The sequence below is a fragment of the Vibrio sp. Vb2960 genome, assembly GCF_033337665.1.
Lineage (GTDB): Bacteria > Pseudomonadota > Gammaproteobacteria > Enterobacterales > Vibrionaceae > Vibrio > Vibrio alginolyticus.
Map to the genome: position 1 here is coordinate 24856 of NZ_JAWORD010000026.1, position 21731 is coordinate 46586.

At 41.5% G+C, this 21731-nt stretch carries 20 protein-coding genes; 5 read left to right on the plus strand and 15 right to left on the minus strand.

The genetic code is table 11. The features are described from left to right. Window positions 1-8 precede the first annotated feature (8 nt). From tssC (R7O03_RS19465) to tagH, 11 genes are read right to left on the minus strand one after another with little or no spacing between them, the layout of a single operon-like run. Window positions 9-1520, minus strand: a complete 1512-nt coding sequence (gene tssC / locus R7O03_RS19465; RefSeq protein WP_025767712.1) for a type VI secretion system contractile sheath large subunit — start codon at window positions 1518-1520, stop codon at window positions 9-11. A 52-nt stretch (window positions 1521-1572) separates the two neighbouring features. Continuing rightward, window positions 1573-3066 (minus strand): type VI secretion system contractile sheath large subunit, encoded by a 1494-nt coding sequence (gene tssC, locus R7O03_RS19470; RefSeq protein WP_005375950.1) that lies wholly within the window; start codon window positions 3064-3066, stop codon window positions 1573-1575. Then, on the minus strand, window positions 3066-3596 hold the full coding sequence (tssB, locus tag R7O03_RS19475) for a type VI secretion system contractile sheath small subunit (protein WP_005375949.1): 531 nt from the start codon (window positions 3594-3596) through the stop codon (window positions 3066-3068). The genes tssC (R7O03_RS19470) and tssB overlap by 1 nt, the downstream gene beginning before the upstream one ends. 15 nt (window positions 3597-3611) lie before the next feature. Beyond that, entirely contained in the window at window positions 3612-4727 is a 1116-nt protein-coding gene (tssA, locus tag R7O03_RS19480) for a type VI secretion system protein TssA (RefSeq protein WP_318131953.1), read from the minus strand. Beyond that, window positions 4720-5514 carry a PP2C family protein-serine/threonine phosphatase gene (locus R7O03_RS19485; RefSeq protein WP_005375947.1) on the minus strand — a complete coding sequence of 265 codons (795 nt, stop codon included), beginning with the start codon at window positions 5512-5514 and terminating at the stop codon, window positions 4720-4722. The genes tssA and R7O03_RS19485 overlap by 8 nt, the downstream gene beginning before the upstream one ends. 9 nt (window positions 5515-5523) lie before the next feature. Beyond that, complete coding sequence (gene tagF / locus R7O03_RS19490) at window positions 5524-6219, minus strand: type VI secretion system-associated protein TagF (protein WP_005375944.1); 696 nt, start codon at window positions 6217-6219, stop codon at window positions 5524-5526. After that, window positions 6201-9719 carry a type VI secretion system membrane subunit TssM gene (tssM, locus tag R7O03_RS19495; RefSeq protein ID WP_318131954.1) on the minus strand — a complete coding sequence of 1173 codons (3519 nt, stop codon included), beginning with the start codon at window positions 9717-9719 and terminating at the stop codon, window positions 6201-6203. The genes tagF and tssM overlap by 19 nt, the downstream gene beginning before the upstream one ends. Before the next feature lie 16 nt (window positions 9720-9735). Further along, entirely contained in the window at window positions 9736-11028 is a 1293-nt protein-coding gene (gene tssL, locus R7O03_RS19500; RefSeq protein WP_005375939.1) for a type VI secretion system protein TssL, long form, read from the minus strand. Between the two features lie 11 nt (window positions 11029-11039). Then, window positions 11040-12365 (minus strand): type VI secretion system baseplate subunit TssK, encoded by a 1326-nt coding sequence (gene tssK, locus R7O03_RS19505; RefSeq protein WP_318131955.1) that lies wholly within the window; start codon window positions 12363-12365, stop codon window positions 11040-11042. A gap of 21 nt (window positions 12366-12386) precedes the next feature. Then, complete coding sequence (tssJ, locus tag R7O03_RS19510; RefSeq protein ID WP_017820223.1) at window positions 12387-12842, minus strand: type VI secretion system lipoprotein TssJ; 456 nt, start codon at window positions 12840-12842, stop codon at window positions 12387-12389. Window positions 12843-12853: 11 nt separating this feature from the next. After that, complete coding sequence (gene tagH / locus R7O03_RS19515; RefSeq protein WP_005387544.1) at window positions 12854-14047, minus strand: type VI secretion system-associated FHA domain protein TagH; 1194 nt, start codon at window positions 14045-14047, stop codon at window positions 12854-12856. A gap of 312 nt (window positions 14048-14359) precedes the next feature. On the opposite strand from tagH, the gene R7O03_RS19520 reads away from it, so the two are divergent. From R7O03_RS19520 to R7O03_RS19530, 3 genes are all read left to right on the plus strand, one after another. Further along, on the plus strand, window positions 14360-16510 hold the full coding sequence (locus R7O03_RS19520) for a serine/threonine-protein kinase (protein WP_318131956.1): 2151 nt from the start codon (window positions 14360-14362) through the stop codon (window positions 16508-16510). Between the two features lie 446 nt (window positions 16511-16956). Beyond that, window positions 16957-17292: an Hpt domain-containing protein gene (locus R7O03_RS19525; protein ID WP_031781126.1), complete on the plus strand. Its 336-nt coding sequence runs from the start codon at window positions 16957-16959 to the stop codon at window positions 17290-17292. 34 nt (window positions 17293-17326) lie between these two features. Beyond that, window positions 17327-17518: a hypothetical protein gene (locus R7O03_RS19530; RefSeq protein WP_025767706.1), complete on the plus strand. Its 192-nt coding sequence runs from the start codon at window positions 17327-17329 to the stop codon at window positions 17516-17518. Window positions 17519-17588: 70 nt separating this feature from the next. Here the strand turns inward: R7O03_RS19530 and R7O03_RS19535 are convergent, their stop codons facing one another. The 4 genes from R7O03_RS19535 to R7O03_RS19550 all read right to left on the minus strand — a co-directional run bounded on the left by R7O03_RS19535 (window position 17589) and on the right by R7O03_RS19550 (window position 20385). Further along, window positions 17589-17966: an ATP-binding protein gene (locus R7O03_RS19535; RefSeq protein WP_230856642.1), complete on the minus strand. Its 378-nt coding sequence runs from the start codon at window positions 17964-17966 to the stop codon at window positions 17589-17591. Between the two features lie 64 nt (window positions 17967-18030). After that, window positions 18031-19260, minus strand: a complete 1230-nt coding sequence (locus tag R7O03_RS19540) for a PP2C family protein-serine/threonine phosphatase (protein ID WP_318131957.1) — start codon at window positions 19258-19260, stop codon at window positions 18031-18033. Between the two features lie 29 nt (window positions 19261-19289). Continuing rightward, on the minus strand, window positions 19290-19550 hold the full coding sequence (locus tag R7O03_RS19545; RefSeq protein ID WP_017820228.1) for a hypothetical protein: 261 nt from the start codon (window positions 19548-19550) through the stop codon (window positions 19290-19292). Between the two features lie 220 nt (window positions 19551-19770). Beyond that, the gene (locus R7O03_RS19550) at window positions 19771-20385 is read right to left on the minus strand and encodes a glutathione S-transferase family protein (RefSeq protein ID WP_033907003.1); all 615 of its coding nucleotides are present in this window, start codon (window positions 20383-20385) and stop codon (window positions 19771-19773) included. Window positions 20386-20669: 284 nt separating this feature from the next. On the opposite strand from R7O03_RS19550, the gene R7O03_RS19555 reads away from it, so the two are divergent. Both R7O03_RS19555 and R7O03_RS19560 read left to right on the plus strand, forming a co-directional pair. After that, the gene (locus tag R7O03_RS19555) at window positions 20670-21245 is read left to right on the plus strand and encodes a TetR/AcrR family transcriptional regulator (protein ID WP_009701863.1); all 576 of its coding nucleotides are present in this window, start codon (window positions 20670-20672) and stop codon (window positions 21243-21245) included. Window position 21246: 1 nt separating this feature from the next. Beyond that, window positions 21247-21651, plus strand: coding sequence for a PPC domain-containing DNA-binding protein (locus tag R7O03_RS19560; protein ID WP_226083046.1), 405 nt, complete (start codon window positions 21247-21249; stop codon window positions 21649-21651). The last annotated feature ends 80 nt before the right edge of the window (window positions 21652-21731 follow it).

The following is a 21731-nucleotide window of genomic DNA, read 5'->3' on the forward strand; positions in this document are numbered from 1 at the left end:
TTATTTCCTTACACCATGTGCTCTGGTGATAATTCGGTAATTAATTTAATGCTAGATACCATTTGATCGAGTTGAAAATGCGGTCGCAAATGGATAACTGAGTAATAATGTCCAGGAGTTTCTCTTTTCTCTCGAACTGTAATTTTCGCTTCATTTAGGGGGTATTTAGCTCGAAGCTCATCAGACGCTTCATCTGATGCGGTAGTGTACTGATGTAACCAGCGTTGAAAGTCACGCTCTAGGCTTTCTGCGTCTTGATACCCACCAATTTTGTCACGCCCCATAACCTTGAGATAATGTGCGACTCGCGATACACACAATGTGTATTGCAACATCGATGTCAGTTTTGCATTCGTTGAAATATGCTTTTCTGCGTATTGTTTGGGCTTGTAGAGAGATACATTCGAGGTCATCCCCACCATATCGGTCTCAGGTATTGGAGAAATAGAAATAAAACCGCACTCAGACAATTCTTGTTCTTTTCTCTCAGAGATTTTCAAGTTTAACGGACATCTTTCACGATCATTCTTACCATTAACACGCATCTTGCTCCTTGTAGGAGCGACGATAATACCCTGACTGTAATCGCCTTGTTTAATCCCTCGCATATGCGTGAACCAACCATGTTCCTGAAATGCTCTAATTGATACGGCAGCAAAACAGTACGCACTACTCCCCCATAGCAAATCTCGGTTGGAGTCGTAGATGTGTTCTTGAAAATTGAATTTATCATTCCGCGAGCCATCACTTTTGTATGGCTGACGGAACAAGACGTTAGGTGCAGTCAAACCAATAAATTTAGCGTCATCGTTGTCTCTCAAACTACGCCACTTTGCATAATCTTCCTGTTCAAATTGGGCCGCTATATCTCTTATCGCAGAGAGTTGAGCGAAACTATCAACACCAAACATCTCTGGCGATGCAGACATGATAAATGGGCTGAATGCTGCAGCTGCAGACTGAGAGATCTTACTCAACACAGACAGATCTCTATCAAAATAATTTTTACTAGGATCACAGCGAAGCTGATAATCTCCAACCACCACACCAAAGGGTTCTCCCCCTGCCATCCCATATTCATTTTGATAGAGCAACTTAAATAGTGCTGATTGGTCAAACTCGATGGCTTTTAAAGCATCTTTACTGATTTCATTCCATGTCGCCGTTAAAACCTTAACTTTTACAGAATCCGATGAACGAGAATCAACCTGTTCACATAAATACCTAACTCCAACCCACCCCCTTTCGAGCTGTTGAAACTCAGGATGATGTAATATTTCATTTAGTTGAGATTCTAATAGCTCATCAATGCGGTTAATTGTGTTCATCACACTATGACGAAAGCTGTCCAAATCTCTTGAACGTGTACCTTCTAGCCAAATTCGAGCTGACGATACAAGATCAGAAGATTCATTGAATCGAGTCAACCACGGGCTATCAAGTTCAGCGTAGCCTCCGGTACTGAACTCATGTTTTAGCTTGCTAGGGTCGCGAAAGTTAAGTGACACTGCTAATTCCATCTAGAACATAAAGATTGGTCATGGCTGGCCTTTCGACCAGCCAATTCGTTTCTTATCCACCTGACTGAGGGATCTTGGCCACAAGTCGCAAAGATGTGGTCAGTTCTTCCATTTGTAACCAAGGCTTCAGCCATGCTACGGCATTGTAAGAACCAGGTGCGCCAGGAATTTCCTTAACCTGAACACGAGCGTCTGCTAGAGGGTATTTCGCTCTGATCTCTTGACCACCGCCTTCAGAAGCATTGACGTAACCTAGGATCCAGCGGTTCAGCCAAGACTCAACGTCTTCTGCTTCCATAAAGCTACCAATTTTATCTCGAGCCATTACTTTCAAATAATGCGCAAAACGAGATGTTGCCATCATATAAGGTAGGCGGGCAGAAATGGCCGCATTGGCCGTTGCTTCAGGGGATTCATGGTTCGCTGGTTTTTGACAGGTTTGCGCACCAAAGAACACTGCATAGTTGGTGTTTTTGTAGTGACAAAGCGGTAAGAAACCAAGCTTACCAAGCTCCGCCTCACGTCTGTCGGTAATACCAATCTCTGTTGGGCACTTCATATCAGGGTCGCCATCATCACTCATGAAGAAATGCGTTGGCAAGTTATCCACTCGACCGCCGCCTTCTGCACCACGGATGGCAGTACAAAATCCATATTTTGAAAATGCGTCGGTTAACTTAACACCAAGAACATACGAAGAGTTCATCCAACAGTAGTCGTTATGTTCAGCGTTAACAGCAATACCTGAAACAGGATCTACTTCGAACTCTTCAAACCCAAACTCTTCGACTGGAGCGGTAGCTTGTCCGTATGGCAAACGAGCAAGGACTTTTGGCATCGTCAGACTAACGAAGCGCGAATCGGCACTCTCGCGGAACGAACGCCATTGGGCGTATTCTAGTGATTCAAATACCTTATCTAGGTCGCGTGGTTTTGACAACTCAGTCCACTCATCAAAGCCGAATAGTGCTGGTGAAGCTGCGGACAAGAATGGAGAGAAGCCAGAAGCCGCTACATTTGACATTAGGCGTAACGACTCAATATCTTCTGGGTGGTTGGTAAACTCATAGTCTCCAATCAATGCACCATACGGTTCACCACCAGCACTACCAAACTCAGACTCGTAAACCTTTTTAAAGATCTGGCTTTGATCAAACTCAACAGCTTTGCTCAAGTCTTTATGTAGCTCTTTCTTGGTCATGCTCATCATGCGAACTTTCAGAGTAGAGCTGGTCTCTGAATTCATCACTAGATAATTTAAGCCGCGCCAAGAACCTTCGAGTTTCTGTAATTCTGGGTGATGCATTACTTCAGACAACTGATCAGAAATCTGCCTATCGAGCAAATTAATCGCTTCACGAAAAGTTACTGTTAGGTTTTTGTTCCAAGTAACTGTCCCTTTCATTGCTTCTTCAGCGAGCGTTTTAATCAGCTCCTCAGCACGAGAAGCTTCGGTCTGCTTAGTCGCACCAATAGCTTGATCTAAGAATGAAGTTGTCTGTTCATTAACAGTTGGATCTAACTGTTTTTCAGCTTCAGTCGTCATTATTCCGCTCCTTCAGTACTGTCTGACTTCGCTTTCTTGCCAAGATCTAACTCGCCTGCAAGTCTTGCCAGATTGTCTGTATTGTTCAAAACATCCTCTAGGATATTTTCAAGCTCTTCTGAGCGGTCAACTTTTGTCATCAAATCACGCAGTTTATTACGCGTTTCCATCAATTGGCGTAGTGGATCAACTTGATTTACGATCGCAGCAGGCTCAAAGTCTTGCATTGATTTAAAGTTTAAATCGACCTCAAACTGTGAATCGTCATTCGCAAGCTTATTCGCAACTTTAAACTTCACCGATGGATTCATTTTTTTGAGTACATCGTCAAAGTTATCTCGATCGATCTGAATAAAACGGCGGTCTTTTAATGGCTTCAACGCTTCTGTGTTTTGACCAGCGAAGTCACCCATTACACCTACAACAAAAGGCAGTTCTTTCTTAAGAGTCGTACCTTCAGTTTCAACATCATAGGTAATGTGGACACGAGGCTTCCGTACTCGTGATAGTTTCGAGTGGATACTCGTCATACCATTCTCCCTTTATTAATTTTCATTTTGTTCTGCTATGCCAACCAAACGGAAGTAGCTTTTCTTTGCATCCCCGTCGGAGATAAGTTCCGCCAGTAACTCCGGCAGAGGCATCCCACACCAACGAATAATCTGTTCGATGGAGTAAGAAACTGGTGAGTGAGGTTCACTCTCTCGGAAGAAATCAGCTACTTGCTGCAATTGTCTAATTGCCTGCTCTCGTGATTTCATGTTTGTCGCTAATAATGCATCACAACTTTGTGAACTTAACGGTTGTTCAGAAGAAGATTCATCAAGATCCTCTAGCTCTTCAAACACGGCTTGTGGTTGATTGAAACGATCTCCTAGAAGGTGCTTTAATGCCGAGTGTATTGATTCGAGTCTTTTTGATATATAAGAGCTAGGAGTCACATCACCGACCGCTTCGTCTAATCGCTGACTGAATTCATTAAATGATTCTGTAGCGAACTCCAAATCCGTGATTAATTCTTGATAAAACGTATCAGAAGTCGACTTAACCGTAGTTATAATTTCAGATAGCTCAACAGTCCCAAGCTCGACTCGATTTCGGCGCTTATCTTCGTCTAAGCGCTCAAGCTCTATAGCTTGCTGATATTCCCAATAGGCATAAGCTTGCTCCACGCCTAAGTCAGTCAATGGTATACAAGCAATTGGAAAAATAAGTGTTCCTTCACTATCGATACCATTGAGGCCAATAATCGCCGATATTCTTGTCTCAATACCATCTTCATCAGGCATTGGGTACAGATCATCCCAAAAGTTCTCAATTAAACTGGTTGCGAGTTTGTAGCCAACGCCCATACCACGAAAACCATACAATCGAGTTAGGGCTTCTATAAGCCAGGCAACAAATTCCAAATCTTTAGACTGATTCGTGAGTATTTCTGGGACATCTTCAATAAATACTCGCCATAAATTACTGTGGGTATAGATACTTTCTTCTTCTATAAGAGCATTACGTTCAGCGTTGCGGGCGGCCATACGCTGATCTTTCAACCGATAGTAAGCAGACTGTGGTGATACATCCTCTCTAGGATCAATACCTGTAGGATTTTCTTGAGATATAGGAGCCAACGCTTGTTCATACCAATCAAACATTTCATTACTCATAAGCTCTCCCTCTTAGAAAGACAGGTATCGTCGCGTCTTCTCTAGTTACTGTTTCGCACTCCGTTTGCGCTTGGCGAACTTTGATCAAAGCACAAGTTACGTTATCACTTGCGCCCCGAACCAAAGCCGAATGCATGAGCGCTAATCCAGCTTGGTTGACTGAGTCTGCATACAATGTCCGATGAATTTCATCACTCGTAAGTTCCTTAGAGAGTCCATCGCTACAGAGTAGAAACTGATCGCCGTCAGCCAACTGCCCTGAAACTTGATCAATAGTGACACTTTCGTCGACCCCAACAGCTCTGGTAATAACATTTGCAAGAGGGTGCGATTCGGCATCTTCAAATGCCAATAAGCCCTGATCCACTAAGTCCATGACTTGACTATGATCACGTGTTTTTTGGACAAAATTACCACTTCTAAGCTGGTAAATTCGGCTATCACCCACCCAAAGACAGTGGTAATACCCATCCTGAATAAACAACAAAACAAGTGTTGTTCCCATCGTTTTACCGTCTAAGTGATTTTGTGCGTATTGGTAAATTTCTAAGTTCGCTTCTTGAACCACTCTTCGGATATCATCGATATTAGTATTGGAGACATCCTGCATGTGGCGCGCGACTCTATCCACTAGCATCTGGCTTGCTATATCGCCAGCACTGTGTCCACCCATTCCATCGGCAACCACCCAAATATGCTGTTCTGTCATATCCAACAGAGCATCCTCGTTATAAGGGCGTACTTTTCCTGCGTGCGATTTAGCAAAGGTAAAATAGTTCCAATTCATTCTTCTATCCTACCAATTCCACTTTTTCCAGCCGCCATCAAGCATGGCTGAAAACTGACCAATTGAAGGAAATCCACTAGTAATGAACATGCATGGTTCAACCTTCGTTGAACCTTCAGTCCACCAAAAACATGGTTTACTCAATTTTTCTTTAATGAGGTAATTCAAAAGCGTGTTTTGATCAGTATTGCCGTGATCATGAAAAACTGTAGATATTTGGCTTTGATAAAGAAACTCTAGAGGCTTCACTTCACTTGTTACATTCGCAACGAGGTCATTTTTTTCTTGAGTACTCTTATGCCAAACATCAAAGACAAAGTCGTCCTCAAGTACTGAAAGAGCAAGAGCGGCACTGTCCTCGGTCCAAGCTCTGTCACCCCAATATTGCGCAGCTTCACCTTTTACGGCACGAGCTATAGTAAAGAAAAAGTATCTACCGCATGCATCAACACTAGGAATCATGCTACCAATGTAGGTTGAGTCTTCTAAATAGCTGATATCCAAAGCAAAGTGCCACACAGGAGCCGTTAAAAAGTGCTCATTCCAGCTTTCACCCAGTTGTTCCCTGCTGACTGCAATAACCGCCTGTTGCCAATCATGCCAACGCTCCGAGAAATCTTGTGATAAACCATCTTTCACAAAGTCCCCTTTTGCAGGCATTTTACCGATATAGCCCCAGCCTGATGTTATAAGGTTCGTGGACATCTGAACCTCTCCATTTCATTTGACCAAAACGGATTAATGGCACTAGAAGGAATAAGCTCTAGCTGCACCTTATTTCCCTTTAAATCAATCATAACTATATTGTCTTTACGCGATTCTGGCCTTGCTTTAAGTGATTGATCCAAAAGCTTGAATATGCCCCACTCACCTTCATAGGTATGCGCAATTTCGCGTTTAGATTCAGGTGGTGTGAACACAATTCGAGTCTGATCTTGACCGGCAGGCCAACTCAACGATTTAGCTCTTGCTGGTCCATGCTTATAAACCAAATCTTGTCCACCCAACTCTAAGACAAATCGAGTAATGTGCTGGTCTAGATAAACAGGCTTCATCCCAAACTCTACGCGTAATGAATTATCAGATTCAAAGAAAGACTGCCTGATACGTTGCGCTCTTTGAAAGACCATTAGTGTTTCTGGACGAACTCCAATTTCCTTTTCTAATCGCCAACGACTTTTCGAAGTATCCACAAACGGTTCGAGGTATTCTTGGAAGAATGCGTCAAGCGTACCTCCATAACCAAAGAATCGCTTAAAGTCTTTCAATCTAACTTCTTTGCTCGCGTTGGGCTCGAATGGATATCTGCCAGCAATAGTCCGCTGATAAGGGCGGACCACCTGTGTTACCCAAAGTTGATTTAGATGATCCTTCGAACCGCTCTCCGCAAACTTAACCGACTCTTGAGAAAGCTCACCTAGCCATTGATTAAATGGTCTCGGCAAAAGTTCTTTAGCACGAGCGAAGGAAGCTGCGACATCTTGTGTAACGGTTCCATCTAAAATACTTTTGTAGGCAATTTTCTGATTGTTACCAGAGCTTGATAAGTCACTTAAATACGAACGCAAGTTAACCATTGCTTGTTGAATATCATCAAAGTCTTGCTCACCAAGGCGTAAGATCTCTGAAAAATGCGATTCGACTTCTTTACCTGGCAGAGCAACATTGAAGCCGTTTTCTTCAGGTAAATACATGTCTAGTCTATCTGCCGTATTTGAAAACTTAACTTTGGCAACTTTACCAGCAACTTCAGAAGCGGCTTTTTGATTTTCTGACAATGATACTTTTGATAGAGCAACCTCTTTTTGGATTGCTCTCAACAAAGATTCGATTGGTCTTTCAACTCCAGATAAAACCCTCGCTTGCTCTGTCGCAAGTTCTAGGCTCGGAGCCTGCTTCAATTGAATATCTTCGATCAACGTTTTCCATTCATTAACATAATCTTGATAGTATCGAGACTGAACGCCTTGGATGGCACTATCTTGATCAATTTCATGAGCCTTAAGATCGTCACCATAAACCCAGTTCTCTTCCATTAGGCTTTTTACTGTACGGTTGATCTGAATCTGAAAAATGCTATGAAAACCATTGTACGTGTAGAAACCCGAAATGCCTTGTGATAGCGGTTTTCCACTAGCTCGCTCGAACTGCTCAAGCCCTTTAGGTCCCAATACATCAGTCAAGCGAAATGAAGGTACATGACTCTTAGAAAATTGTATTTTCATTCGCTGATAAGCACGTTCAGGTAGAGACATTTGAGTCAACACTTCTCGAGCACTCGTCACGGCAGCAGTGTTGTAAGTAAAGCCTTGTCCATCGTTGCCTAATAAATATTGAGTGTGCTGTAGCAAACGTCTTCTTAAGTCTGCGTTTAGCTCACCCGGATATTGACGTTCGAAATAAAAGTTAAACCAAGCCAACACTTCATCTTGTTGATATTTGTCTGGATTGAATAACATCAAATACGTTTTTAACGTTTCGTACAAATACTCACGATGCTGTTGATTGCTCTCCATTTCTGACACCAAGCTATCAAGAAGCAGAGGGGCGTAATATTGGGTCAAAGCATCAGAATATGCATTGTTTGCCGCCTGAGACACTTTGTCTCCTTGATAGAGACCAAACCTCTTTACAGAGTCGGCATCACCGTAGTCGCTTTGCTTTCCGAGAGGAAGCGTCATCAACCTATCTAATGTTTCTACAGCTGAAACAATATCCGCTTCAAAATCTAAACTTTGAGCGCCAATCATTGCATCAATATGGCTCGCTTGTTCATTGGTATCGACAATTAACTGTGAGTTCCACTTATAACTCATAAACCAAAGCGCAGAAGCTCCTAGCAGTAGCGTTGTACATCCAATGTAAACACCTCGACGCATCCAACCTGACTGCTTTTGATAGTGACGATTAACTGTTCCTAACAGTTGCTCTTTGAAAATAACCTTGTCAAAAAGATTCTTTACGAAATAACTATGAGAACCAGTCTGACTCTTTGCTAGAGCTAAACGATTTAACCCAAGTCCATTGGTTGATTCATTCATCAGCTTATCGACTGGTAAGCCTTCTTGAACCGAACTCAACATAAACACACCACGAATCAAGGCAGGCTCTTCAAAACTGTTTTGTGCAAAAATTTCAGCTAAAAACTCGTCAAGATTAGCTTGTAGCACTCTTAATTGCTTTGGAAATTCAAAGATAAGCGCGCGTTTATCTAAATCGTCCTCTGTTTCAAGTATTCTAAGCATACGGGCATCAAGGCGCTCCAACATGCCATGAAATTCTTTGTTGAATAGAGAAATAACGCCTCTTTCATCATCCACTTCACGAGGGAACATGAAACCAAATAATTCCTCTCGCTCTTCCTTACTTAAATCGGCAAAAAACTCATTGAAACCGGCAACTAAATCCATTTTGGTGAGCAACACGTAAATCGGAAACTGCATGCCTAACTGGTTTTTCAGTTCTTGAAGTCTCGACTTAATTGCTCGAGCATGAAGACTTCGCTCGGTTCGAGTCTGAGACATCACGCTGGCTAAACTTATCGTAACAATCGCACCATTAATTGGTCTTTGCGTTCTATACTTTTTCAACAATCCTAAGAAACCATGCCACGCTTTAGAGTCGACCTTTTCTTGACTGTCTTGTGTCGTATACCGGCCAGCCGTATCTATAAGAACTGCTTTATTTGCAAACCACCAATCACAGTGGCGAGTGCCACCTACACCGGCAATAGAGTCAGAGCCAAGGCTGTCTCCTAATGGAAACTCTAACCCCGACTGCTTTAATACGGTTGTTTTCCCCGTTCCAGGAGGGCCAATCAACACATACCACGGTAAGTCATACAAGCTTCTCTTGCCTTTGTGTGTTTTCGTCACTACTTTGACAGCTTGCTCAATACGCTCGCGCATTAAGTCAATTTCACTTGCCGCTTCTTTATCTGATAGGCTATCAACCTCAAGCAACGTTTGAATACTTTCGTCTTCTTTCACCTTTTGCTTATGCTGCTTGGTAACGTTAAATATCGCCCAAAGCAACACCAACACTAGAATAGTGACTAGCCGTTGAAAGTCACTCTTTAGGGGCTCATATCCCGCTATCGCAATAAGTGGACCAACAACCCAAATGAAAATAGAACAAGCAGCGACACCTATAAGACCGAGAAACCATCTTTGAGTAAATATTCTGCCAATTTCTTTAATACGCATCTCTATCTACCTATTATTAATTCGCGACAAGAAGGTCGATTTCAATCCGGCGGTTAATAGCTCGGTTTTCATCACTACTGTTTTCAACTAATGGTCTTGCATCCCCCAATCCCTCGGGTATCACTCGCCCTTCTAATGCACTATTCGAGATCAGTTGTTCAGACATAGCAGTGGCTCGAGCTAATGATAGGTGCCAGTTCGAGGGATATTTACTCGTGAAAATAGGCCTATCGTCGGTGTGACCAGTAACAATGATCTTGCCTTGGGTCGACTCCAATGTTCTCGCAAGCTTAGAAATAACGGGTTGGATGTAAGCGACAACATCAGCACTACCTGATTCAAATAGATCTTGAGACTTTAACGAAATTCTTACCCTGTCTTGCAGCGGCTCAACATTGATTAGCCCCTTACCGATTTCAGTTGCTAGATACATTGAAATCTTTTCTGCAATTGGCGCTGATTTTGATTCTGACGTTGCATCTTGGTTAAGTTGTTGCGGTTGAATCAAATTGACTAATTGAGAAAAGGTGCGATTGGATGCCTTATTTAGCTCATAACTAAAATACATATATATGCAGACCAATAGTGCCGCCGTTACAGAACATACAACCCAAAGAGGAGCTCTATCAGAAGCCTTTGAGCCATTCAAAATGTGTTGGTCGATACTATTGCTTAGTTCCTGAGGGACTCCTCTCCCATAAGTCTTAAGAGTAGCAATAACCTGTCTTCTCAATTTCCGGTGCGATTCCAGTCCATTTTTTTCTAAACGGTATTGACCCAGAAACCCGAGAGATAAGCACACATACATTAGTTCAAGCAAATCTAAGTTCACATCTGGTTTCGCCATGCACTTATCAAGATGCTTAAAGAACGCTTCCCCACCTTGACTGCTAGCATAGAAGGAGCTAAGTAATGAATCGTGACTCCAGAATGAATTCCCACCCCAATTGGTGTTAAGGACAACTTCATCTAGTGAACAGCATAAACAATAACGAGCTGTATCAATGGTATCCAAATCAACGTCATGCTGACGTAATCGGTTCTCATAATCTCTAAGCTTTTGTGCCAATGTCTCTTTTAGAAACAACGGATCGGAATGAGTCGCTGTCGAGCGAATTTGACCGATAATAGATAACAGGCCATTCGCCTCTGCTAGTAGAGAGTTATTCCCATAAGCGACCACTGAATCATTGTTCACCAATTCAGGACTTTTTGAGATAACTACGGTATTATCCACAGACTTTTCTGATTGTGGTTTCGATGCGGGTGCTCTTCCACCCGGTGTTGGTTTTACTATCGTTTGTTCCATACAGAGCGCGCCTATTGATTAATACTCCAAAGCTCAAGTTCAGCATTCGGAAAATGCCCTGATAGGTGAAGCGCAATACCGCCACTATCTTTTAGCCTCATCCAAAATGGCCCTTTCTTGACAACTTCGAAATAGACATAGCCCGTTTGGTAAGGAATCTGTCTCGGGACGACACTCAACGGCACTACGTTTATACCGTTGATCTGATTATTAATTAGATCGCGAATCTGTTCTGCCGGGCCAAACTTGAGTTGCGCTGGGACCAGGCGTCTTATTTCATCTGTTGTGGTATCTGCTTTAATTGCTAGCACAAATTGGCATGACTCAAGCAAGCGTTTATCTGGAAGCGGCGTCACTTGAATACCGTATTGGCGAGGCTCCAACGGAAGTTTGGTCGCAGTTTGGTCAAGAACAACACTGAGGTACTGACTGAGTATCTGATTCAACTCGCTATAAACACTTGATACATCTAAGTGATCATACGCAAGCAAACTTGGGACTCTTTTAGTTTTATTAGAAAAAGTGGCTAACTCACCAATGTAACCTTTAAGTGTCGTCGCTAATTCCAGTGGATGTAACCTATCTAACTCACTGAAATGCTTTAACTTCGCCTCATATCGGTTCAACATTTGGAGCATGATGAAATCAACAGCAGATGCCGATGCAGATTTGCCCTTAATCAAGCGCTGCGCAATAACGTCAGCACGCATCTTTGTCATCGCGATAACGTTACGTAGATAAGCTGACATAACTTTATCGCTCAGGAGATTGATAAGCGGAGGAACGTACTCATCGTCTAGTATAATTTCCCCTTCAGGAGTTACCTCTTTGATCCTTAAGATAGGTAACTCCACATAACCCGCTAATTTGTCATTACTCGCTTTCAACTCAAGGTTGAGGGCTGCAACTTGGATGGTTTCTTCATCTTGTCCTGTAAGGTTATCTATCACGTCGATATCTTGAAGTACATAACGAGAGACGATCGATTCGCTTACATCCGAAACGTTTTTACCTGTAACACTTGAAAGAGGGAGAGTTATTTTTACTAACGTATTTTCAGTGTTTTTATCAATAAGTAGAGGCGAAACTGAATCGTTGGATATTAACGTATTAACCAACGTCATATCTGGCAAAACAGCTTCAAGATGCTCAAGTTCAATAAGACCATCTTTTAGCGCGTGTTTTTTTACTCGACATTTCCAAACTCCCCAATTGTAAGCCCCACCTAACTGATGTAAGCCCTTGAATTCTTGAGAGGTTGCGCGTTCTTGTTGTTGGAAGTGCTGGGGACGTAAAAACATTCCTTCGCACCAAGCCGTCTTGGAGTATTGCGTCATTTATAATTAGCCAACTAAACGTTATTTAACGACCAAAGACAGATCTTCTAACAATACTTGATATGTGTTGTAACCGGTCTTATCCACTTTAATGACTTGTCGCCAATTTGAGTTTTCAATATCTCGAAACGCGACGACAATGCCTAAATATTCTGTCTTTGGAGACATACTTGCTTGATATGTTTCTTTCTGACCTGGAGTTAATGAAACTTCATATTTATTCACTAAATCAGGTCCTAAGACTTTTTCACTTTCTTCATAAATAGAAAAAAAGTCCTGGCTTTCGAAAATGGTATTTGACGTTAATTCAAATACATACACCACTACAGGAGAAGGCCTGCCGTTTGAATCAGGATTAATGTTATGACTTGCTGCTATTTCTAAATCTGAGTATGGATCAACAACTAGGTTCGCTGCTGAGCACCCAAATAAAGCCATTGAAATTAATAACAAAATATATTGGTAAAACTTTTTCATCACCCTAATTCCTAGCCTTTGTTTTTTAATGCTAATTCATAGTGCTTAGCGAAGTCTTCTAAATAGAACGGAGACTCTTTATTGATAATATCATCGGATAACTTTTCATGAATATCCTCAAACCTCTTCCAACTTTGAGCATATTTTCTAGCTGGAATAACCTTATTGATAACCGTGTCTTTCGCTAAAGCATCTGAGTATATAGAAGTAGGTTCAACAAGTGACATAACACTCGAAACCGTACCTTCAACACCTTTCATTAAGGCTTGCTCATGACTTTCGATGTCATTAAATGCTTCTTTAATGGCTGCATTTGGCTTTAAGAAGCTAGCGGTTTGACGGTTATATAAGTTATGAATCGCATCTTCTAAGTTTGCAGAAAACTTTAAAGGGTTATTTTCTGACTTACGAAATGCGGTATGACTAAGTCGATTTGTTTGTTTAAACACTGCTCTGTTATGCAGCGTTTCCATTAAACCAACTAGCATCAAAGAAAATGACTCCCCCAGTTGCTCAAACCATTCCTCTCGGTTATCGCTGGGAATCATCATTGGATCTATACCCACCCCTCTAACAAAAGCCGCAAGTTCACCCCCATTGGTATCAAAGTTGGGAGTCGATAGGTGTTCTGATTGTCGGTCAACTTTCGGTAAAGTTTCAGATACGGTGCTCTGTTTTTCGGGCTTTGGGATATCAATAAAATCATCGACTAAACCAATATCTAGCTGAAAGTCAGAAGGAACACTTTCGTTTAAGAGTTCACTAGCACTAAGGCCTAGGTCAACAAATTCTGCTTCCGATGGACTTGAGACTACTTTAGGGGGTGCGCTAGAAAGATTTTTACTTGTCTTAAGACTGAATACATCTGTATCTGTTTTAATAGAAACTGAAATTTGATAATCCCCTAAGCTAACCATATCCTCATCGCTTAGTGCTATTTCATTTCCTTGACCCACAGGAGTTACAGCATTATTTACAAAAGTACCATTAGTTGAGAGGTCTTTTATCAAGTATTTGTCACCAAACTTAATCAGTTCTCCGTGGGTTCCGGATACCACTCTTTCAGGATCTGGTAGTGTCCAATCACATTGTTCAGACCTACCAAATGTAACCTTGGCATGTTCATCACTTGATTCAAACACGAACTCACTCTCAATCTCTGGAGTAAATTTGTGAAAACTTGTTATGGTTAAAACCAACTTCATGTAAACCTCGCCAAAGACCTGCTAGATATTATTTTTAATTTTATTATTAATTGCTTTCTTATTAACAGTAAGATTAATAAAAACCTTAATACTGCCATTGAAAATCATGCACGGAATAATGAATCATTTTTTTATCAAAGCAATCACGTATTGTTCAACAATTTTAATTATCCAACCAAGTTCAAATTTTTGAAACTTAGACTTTCATCAATAAAAAAACGAATGTTAGTTTGGCCGAGAAATTCTAACATAATGACTTTTCATTGAGCAGAAAGGTATATATTCCCCCATCATTTATACGGAGTTCTTGTGATGGAAGACAGTAATAAAAACAATTCTATAAATAACGAAGAAAGCGGAGATAAAACCAAAATTGTAAAGACTCAAAAACGAGACAATGCAATTAAATCAACCAAACTCACTAATAATGAAACCTCCGTTAAAAATAAAAATGAAACAAATACAAAACTGTCTCAAAAAGAAAACACTCCGTTAGTTAATAAGAAAAAAAACAATAAAGATGACTCATTAAATAATAACAAAGATGTTATTAACGAAAGCTTAATAGGAACGACCGTTAAAAATCGGTATGAAATTGAGTCGGTTATTGGGCATGGTGGGCTTTGCGATGTTTACTTAGCTAAAGATAAGATTCTTGAATCTTCAGGTTCAGAAACACCCTACGTTGCGTTAAAAATATTACAGAAAGAGTTTGCTTCTCAACCAGAGACTGCACGCATGTTAATACGTGAAGCTCAACAAACTCAAAGGTTAAGCCACCCTAATATCATTAGGGTTTTTGATTTTGGTGTAGATGGCGAAATATACTTTTTAGTTATGGAGTATATTAACGGAGAAACATTAGAGAGTTTAATACAGCGTTCTAGGCCCCATGGGCTGAAGTTTAATGCAACTTTATCAATCCTAAATCAGGTACTCGATGCACTCTCATATGCTCACTCTCTTGGTGTAGTGCACGCCGACCTAAAGCCCGCTAATGTGATTTTAACGTCTGAGGGTAACGTTAAGCTGCTTGATTTTGGTGTATCTAAAACTCATCAATTAAAGCAGGATCAATATGCGGCTAAACGTAAATCCGAAAATGTTGAAACGCTTGGTTATACTCCCAACTATGCATCACTCAACCTGTTATCCGGTAAGGAACCGAACTTAAGCGACGATATGTTTGCTCTATTTTGTATTGCTTACGAGCTATTGAGTTGCAAACACCCTTACGCAAGAACTCCAGTTAATGAAGCTCTTAAAAAGAAGATCAAGGTCTCTAAACCAACCAACATGCCTGCATCTAAGTGGCCAATATTTTCAAGCGTATTTTCAACTGGCATCATTCCGAACAAGCTGACCCCTGAACAGTTGAAACGCAAATTGAATATGCGCTATTGGCCTATCGCTAGCGGCGCGGCAGCGAGTATATTATTAGTTAGCGGCATTGTATTTGGTTATCAGCAGCAACAAGAAACCATCGCCAATTTGGAAACCGTTATTAGCAAGCAAAATGATCAAATTGCCGGACAAGAGTGGCAGCTTGATACGCCAGCAGAAAAAAGTTTGGCACTGATTGATAGTGAAAAAAGCTTACATCCAGTCGTTAAGGCTGGCTTATTACGCTTACACAAGACCTATATTCTCAGCGAGTTTGAATCTGAAATTGATCAGGTTTTGAATTCTGATGCCAACAACTACCCGAATTATGATGAAATTGAGTCCATACTTGATAAAGCAAAAACCTACTACCCTGACTCACATAAAATAGAAGTTCTTGCCTTAGATATTCAGTCAAGCAAGCACTCCACGTTACTTTCGATAGCAAGGCAAATCAACAGTCAACTTGAAAAATCTCGGTACAGTAAAGAAGACGGCAGTAAATCCATCTATGAGCTCAAGGATGAGTTAAATCAGATTCATCAAGGTTATCCTTTCACGCCAAGTTCGTTATCTAGCGATGTTTTCGGTCAGCACCTCACTGAAGCACTCAAGAAGAAAGACGCAGCTGCACTTGTTGCTCTTATTAAGGTTGGGAACACCTTCTTTTCAAACGTAGAAGAGCATCAAGAGAACTTACAGATAAGTAATGCGATGAAAGATGCAGTGCTGGAAATGAAATTATATGAGACAGCGCTAGATTCCAACAGCCCTCTACCGTTTCCAGAAGATGCCGCTAGAATCCTGTTCCAAGAAGAGTTTGAAAACTTTTATTCTCGCCTAGAAAAGGCAAGGACGACAACTCATCTCGATAACTTGGTGAAGGATGTGGATCTGTTCTCGAAAAACTTTCCTATTGGTTTTCAGGATGTTAACGATTTAAGATTCAAAACTGCTGATAAATACTTACGCTTCTCCGATATATTACTTAATAAGCGAAGGACTTCGAGCGCAAGACGCGCTATGAAGAAAGCCAACGAGCTTATGAAGCAAATAGAACAGGACTCTAAGCAAAGCTAGTAATACAAAAGGGACGCGAGTCCCTTTTTTGCCGTAGATTACTTGCCAATATGCAACTAGATTGCTAATTTATACTTGTACTTAATGAGGAGAGTTAGCCTTGACTGAAGGAATAGTCAAAGTTGGCGAACGTCTGGCGTCCGTATGTAACGATAGCCTTAAACTAGGACTGCAAGACACTTACCGACTCGGCGTTTTACGTGGAAACGTCCCCTTTGCTACTTGTGTTAAAAACACGCGAGTTGAAGTTTTTTCATCCCTACATTTCGACCATTGCCGTTTGGATATAAGTCAAAATATCTTTAACAATGACTTTCTTTTTGTAAGTTTATCTCAAGCGACAAGCAAACTATTTCTGCTCAAATACTGGTTATGCCATTCATACCTTCGGCTAAGCCTTCATTATCCGAAACATTCCTCTACCTCAACGTTTAATAGGGGTATACATGATTAATTTTGATGTTCTCAATACATACATGGATAACGACGTAGATCTGATCGTCACTGTTTTTTCTACATACCTTGAAGATCACACGAATGATATAGAGCGTATAGATGAGCTATATGCAAGCAAATGTTGGTCAGAACTCTATCTATTAGCTCATAGTTTAAAGGGCATTCTAGAGAGTTTCGGAGAAGACACCGCGGTCATTGCGTTTCAAAGAATAGAAGAAAAAACCAGAAACGATACAGCGCCAGATAGCTCAGATATAGCTATAGTTACTAAAGAGCTAGCTGCAATTAATCAACAAATCTTCACTTACTTGAAGAATATGCAATAAAGAAATTCAAGGCTTAACTGGGGGAAATATGGCAATGAATAATAGCAATTTCAGGGAGTTGATTGAGTCTCTCAAAGACTTAACACCAACTCAAAAAAGGTACTTACTTAGCCGTACAAAGATGGCGCTAGATGATGAAAGTAATATGTTAAACATCAGTGATATTCTAACACCAGAAGAGTTGGAGGCGTTACTATCACCGGCACCAACAACGAATACAAAATAACAATGATGTACAACGCAACCGTCAGATTAACGCTAGGGACCAAGTGAAGCAAATCGACTTTGCTTGGTTGTTAGTTTCTCTCCCTATTCCTTTTCACTACAACAAACGTATTGTTTTCGAAACCTTTTTCCAATGTAAACAGGTCAGATAATTGAGCGACTAACATCAGTCCGCGACCTGAGGAGGACCAACTATCGTCATCCATTAAGTTAGGTGCCTCAATCTGTTTATTTTTATGTTGGATGAACGTCTTTTCATTGATCGGCGCTCCGCAATCAGAGACTCTCAGTTCCACGAAACCGGACACTTGGTCATCCCCAACCCTACACTCCACTTCAATTGGTAGGCCTTCTATTTCACTGTAAGAATGAATATAAGCGTTATTCATGAGTTCAACGACACAAAGCTCCAATGATTGAATTGCATTTAAGGGGATTTGATGACCCATCAAAAACCGAACAACGTCTTTGCTCGCACTTCGTGAGTGAGTAAGGGAGCTCCCGTAAGTTCGTTTAAATTCGCTCTTTGACATTCTTTTCCTTAAAATCGACCCTCTCACCATGCCATTTTACCTGTAAAAGGCTGGCATCATCATCAAACTCATCTTCGTTATGCCAAGATTGTACTTTTTTAAAGACGTCTCCCACTTGGTCTTCAACTGTCAGCGTGCAAACAGCTTTTATACTCGATGCCAATCGTTGTAGTGAAAACATCTCCTCACCCTGCCTCGCTTCAATCAAACCATCCGAATAAAGCCACAATGCATCGCCCTCATCCAGACTAATTTGGTTACCGATATATTCCATCGGCTGCATTGCACCAACGATAAAGTTATCGTCACCTATCTGTTCCATCGTTTTCGTACTCGTTCGCCAAACTAAGATCCTGGGGTGGCCAGCCGTGCAATAGCTAAGTTGCCCTGATTTTGTGTTAAGAATGGCGTAAGCCATAGTAAAGTAAAGTTGACTGTTTCTAGTTTGCTGATAACGCCGATTTAGCCGTTCAATCACAGATGCAGGCTCACTTACGCAATAGCCGTCATCTCTCAACTCCATCGTGATCGAATCAGGCCCCTGACTTTGAGATAGCGTCTGTTGTATAGAAAAAGCCATCAAAGCTGAAGAAATACCATGACCAGAAACATCAAATACATAAAACGCAACATGTCGTTCATCGAGCTCTAAATACCCCAACATATCACCACCAATCTGGGAGCATGGTTTGTAGACATAGCTAAAATTTACATTCTGAATAGTTGATTCAGCAGGGAGTAGTTGCTCCATCAGATGACTAGCAGACTGTAGGTCTTGGTGAATTGTTTGATAGGCCGCATCTAGCTCTTTATTTCTCTCAACGAGTTTGTTGTGCAGTTCTAAAGTACGAAACCCCGCACGGATTCTGGCCTGAAGTTCCTCTACAGACGTCTTCTTATCTACGAAATCATCTGCGCCAGCATCAATGCCTTTCACGATCGAACTTTGGTCATTTCTAGAAGACAGTAGAACAAAGAAAATGTAACGTTCGCTAACTTTAGATTTTAATTGGCGACACAATTCAATACCATTAATTCCAGGCATCATTAAATCACTCAGCACAAACTGAATATCAGGGCGGTGGGTTAGCACCTCAAGCGCCGCTCTTCCGTCTTCAACTGCAACCACTTCATAGCCCTGCTTTTCCAATGCACTGCTGATGTAAAGCAGTACTGTTTTACTATCATCGACCAAAAGAATGGGTTTCATCTTCCTCCTTAATACGGTTGCTTTACTGGCTAACGCAAAACACTAGTCACTGACTGCTCATTTCTAAAACGGCTGTAGTCTTCGGCTAATAATTGGTGTTGATATCGAGTGTAAGACAACGCTTCATTAGAAATTAGTATCTGATGCTCTTTTTCGATTAACTGACTTTGCAGCCTTTCAATCTGTTCATTCTGCTGTGTGTAATTGAGGTACAGTGCGAATAGACCAAAAACCGAAACCATTAACAGGGCGATTAGAATATTGTTGATAGTTTTCACTTGAATACTCATGACCTCTCCTTGTCTATTATTAGACTTTCCATGATGAAAGAGAGCGTCTACGGACCAAGAGCCCAAGGCTCTAAAACGCAACGAAGCAAATTGAGGTTGTTTTTCCAATTATAGGCGATAGGAGAAGAAATAAGAAAAATCTGAAAAAATTTGAATATCCTGCTGAGTTAAGAATCGGTAAGGTGGTAGCAGCGAGCTATCATCCACTCGCTGCAATACATTAACTCTGAAATGCAGGTCTAGCTAAAATTTGGTTATACCATCGAGCAATGTTTGGCGACGTCGATAGCACATCAATTTCTAGGCCTTTAATTGCGAAACTGATCAAGATAAAGCCTGTTATATCGACAATAGTAAAATGGTCTACGGCGATAAAATCATTATGTTCAAGACGCTTGTCTAAGACAGGCAGAAATTCGTAGACGCGTTGTTTTGATTCTTCGCCCCATGCTTCAACACAACGTTCTCTGTCTCCATAAACTCCGGTCATGTTTCGAAACGCCTGAAATGCCGCATTTAGTCCTTGGAACTCCACCACACGATGCCACATTTCTACCTGAGCACGTTCGAGCTGGTTAGCACCAAACAGCGCCAGATCATTTCCAAACGCTTCATCTAGGTAGCGACAAATCGCCACGCTTTCACAGATCGTCGTACCATCATCCAGTTCCAGCAGAGGCACTTTGCCATTCACGCTTTTCGATTTAAACGGTTCAGATAGGTTATCGCCCTCACGAACGTTCAGCGCAATTCGCTCAACCTCGCCACCGATTTCCTTCAGAAAAATGCTAACTCGCTTACAACTTGGAGTCATTGCGGTTTCATAGAGCTTCATTTCACATCCTTTTATCTTTTTCTAACCGATTGGTTAGGATATACTGTAGTCAGTTTATAAACGATCAGTCAAGAACTTCACTATCAAAAATTTTCAAACAGTTGTGGGTCTGTTTGCTGAGCGAGATTTTTGATGCCGTTTGTGAGTTCACATGAATTTGGGGGCTGATACCCAAGAATAGATGGGTATTCATCATATTGGTTCAGTTCTAACGCTAGAGGTTCTCTGTACCATCCCTCCAAAGCAATTTAATTACCCAATAAGCAGACCCAGGCAGGTAATTTATGGCAAGAAAAGCCAACTTCGACCGAGATGAAAAGCTTCTCGTGGCTATGGATGTGTTTTGGCGCAAGGGCTTTGCGAACACGTCTATCTCGGATCTCACTGACGAACTGAACATCAACCGCTTCAGTCTTTACAACACCTATGGTGACAAGCAACAGCTCTACTACGAAGCGCTCGATACTTACTTAAAAAAGGTCTCGCTACCGTCACTGAATGATTTGGAAAAAGACGACGCGTCTTTACCTGAGTTGGAATCGTTCCTTAAATCTTTTGCTGATCTGCAACGCAAACGCAGCTGTGGGTGTTTTATCCAAAATGCGTTGATTGAGCACGCTGGTGAAGACGATGATGTACTGCGCAAAGGGCATTTTTTGTTTGACCATCTTATCGACATCATTGCGGATGCGCTGACCAATGCACAAAAAGAAACCTTAGTGCCGAAAACGCTGAAACCAGAAGAGCTTGCTCGTTTTGTTCTCAACAACATGCAAGGTATGCGCGTACTTGGCAAAGCCAAACGTTATGCCGACTTGGATACGGCGCTTTCCTGCTTGCTGGTTTTGATTAGGAAGTGACATGTCGATTGAAGTGATAGCAGTACGTCTTACCAAAGGCATGGACTTAAAGCTGAGCCTAGCGAAATTGGTCGAGCAGCATGGTATCAAAGCAGGCTCGATTGCTTCATGCGTTGGTTGTGTCACTGACCTCAACCTTCGTTTGGCAGGTGCAGAGAGTACGTTAACCAAACAAGAGCCATTTGAAATCGTCTCTGTGATGGGAACACTAACGCCTGAGCATCAGCACGTTCATATCTCGGTGTCTGATCGTGATGGACGAGTTTGGGGTGGGCATTTGCTGGAAGGCACAGTGATTGATACTACCGCAGAATTGATCATCCATTCTTACTCAGAGCTTGAGTTCACTAGAGCGATGGACGACTCGACTGGCTATACCGAACTACAAGTGAATCCTTCCGAATAATTAAAAGCTCCAGAGCCATACTGTGGTGTCTCTGGAGCTTTATTCGCTTATCTCTTACGCTAAGAATTTACTCATATCGA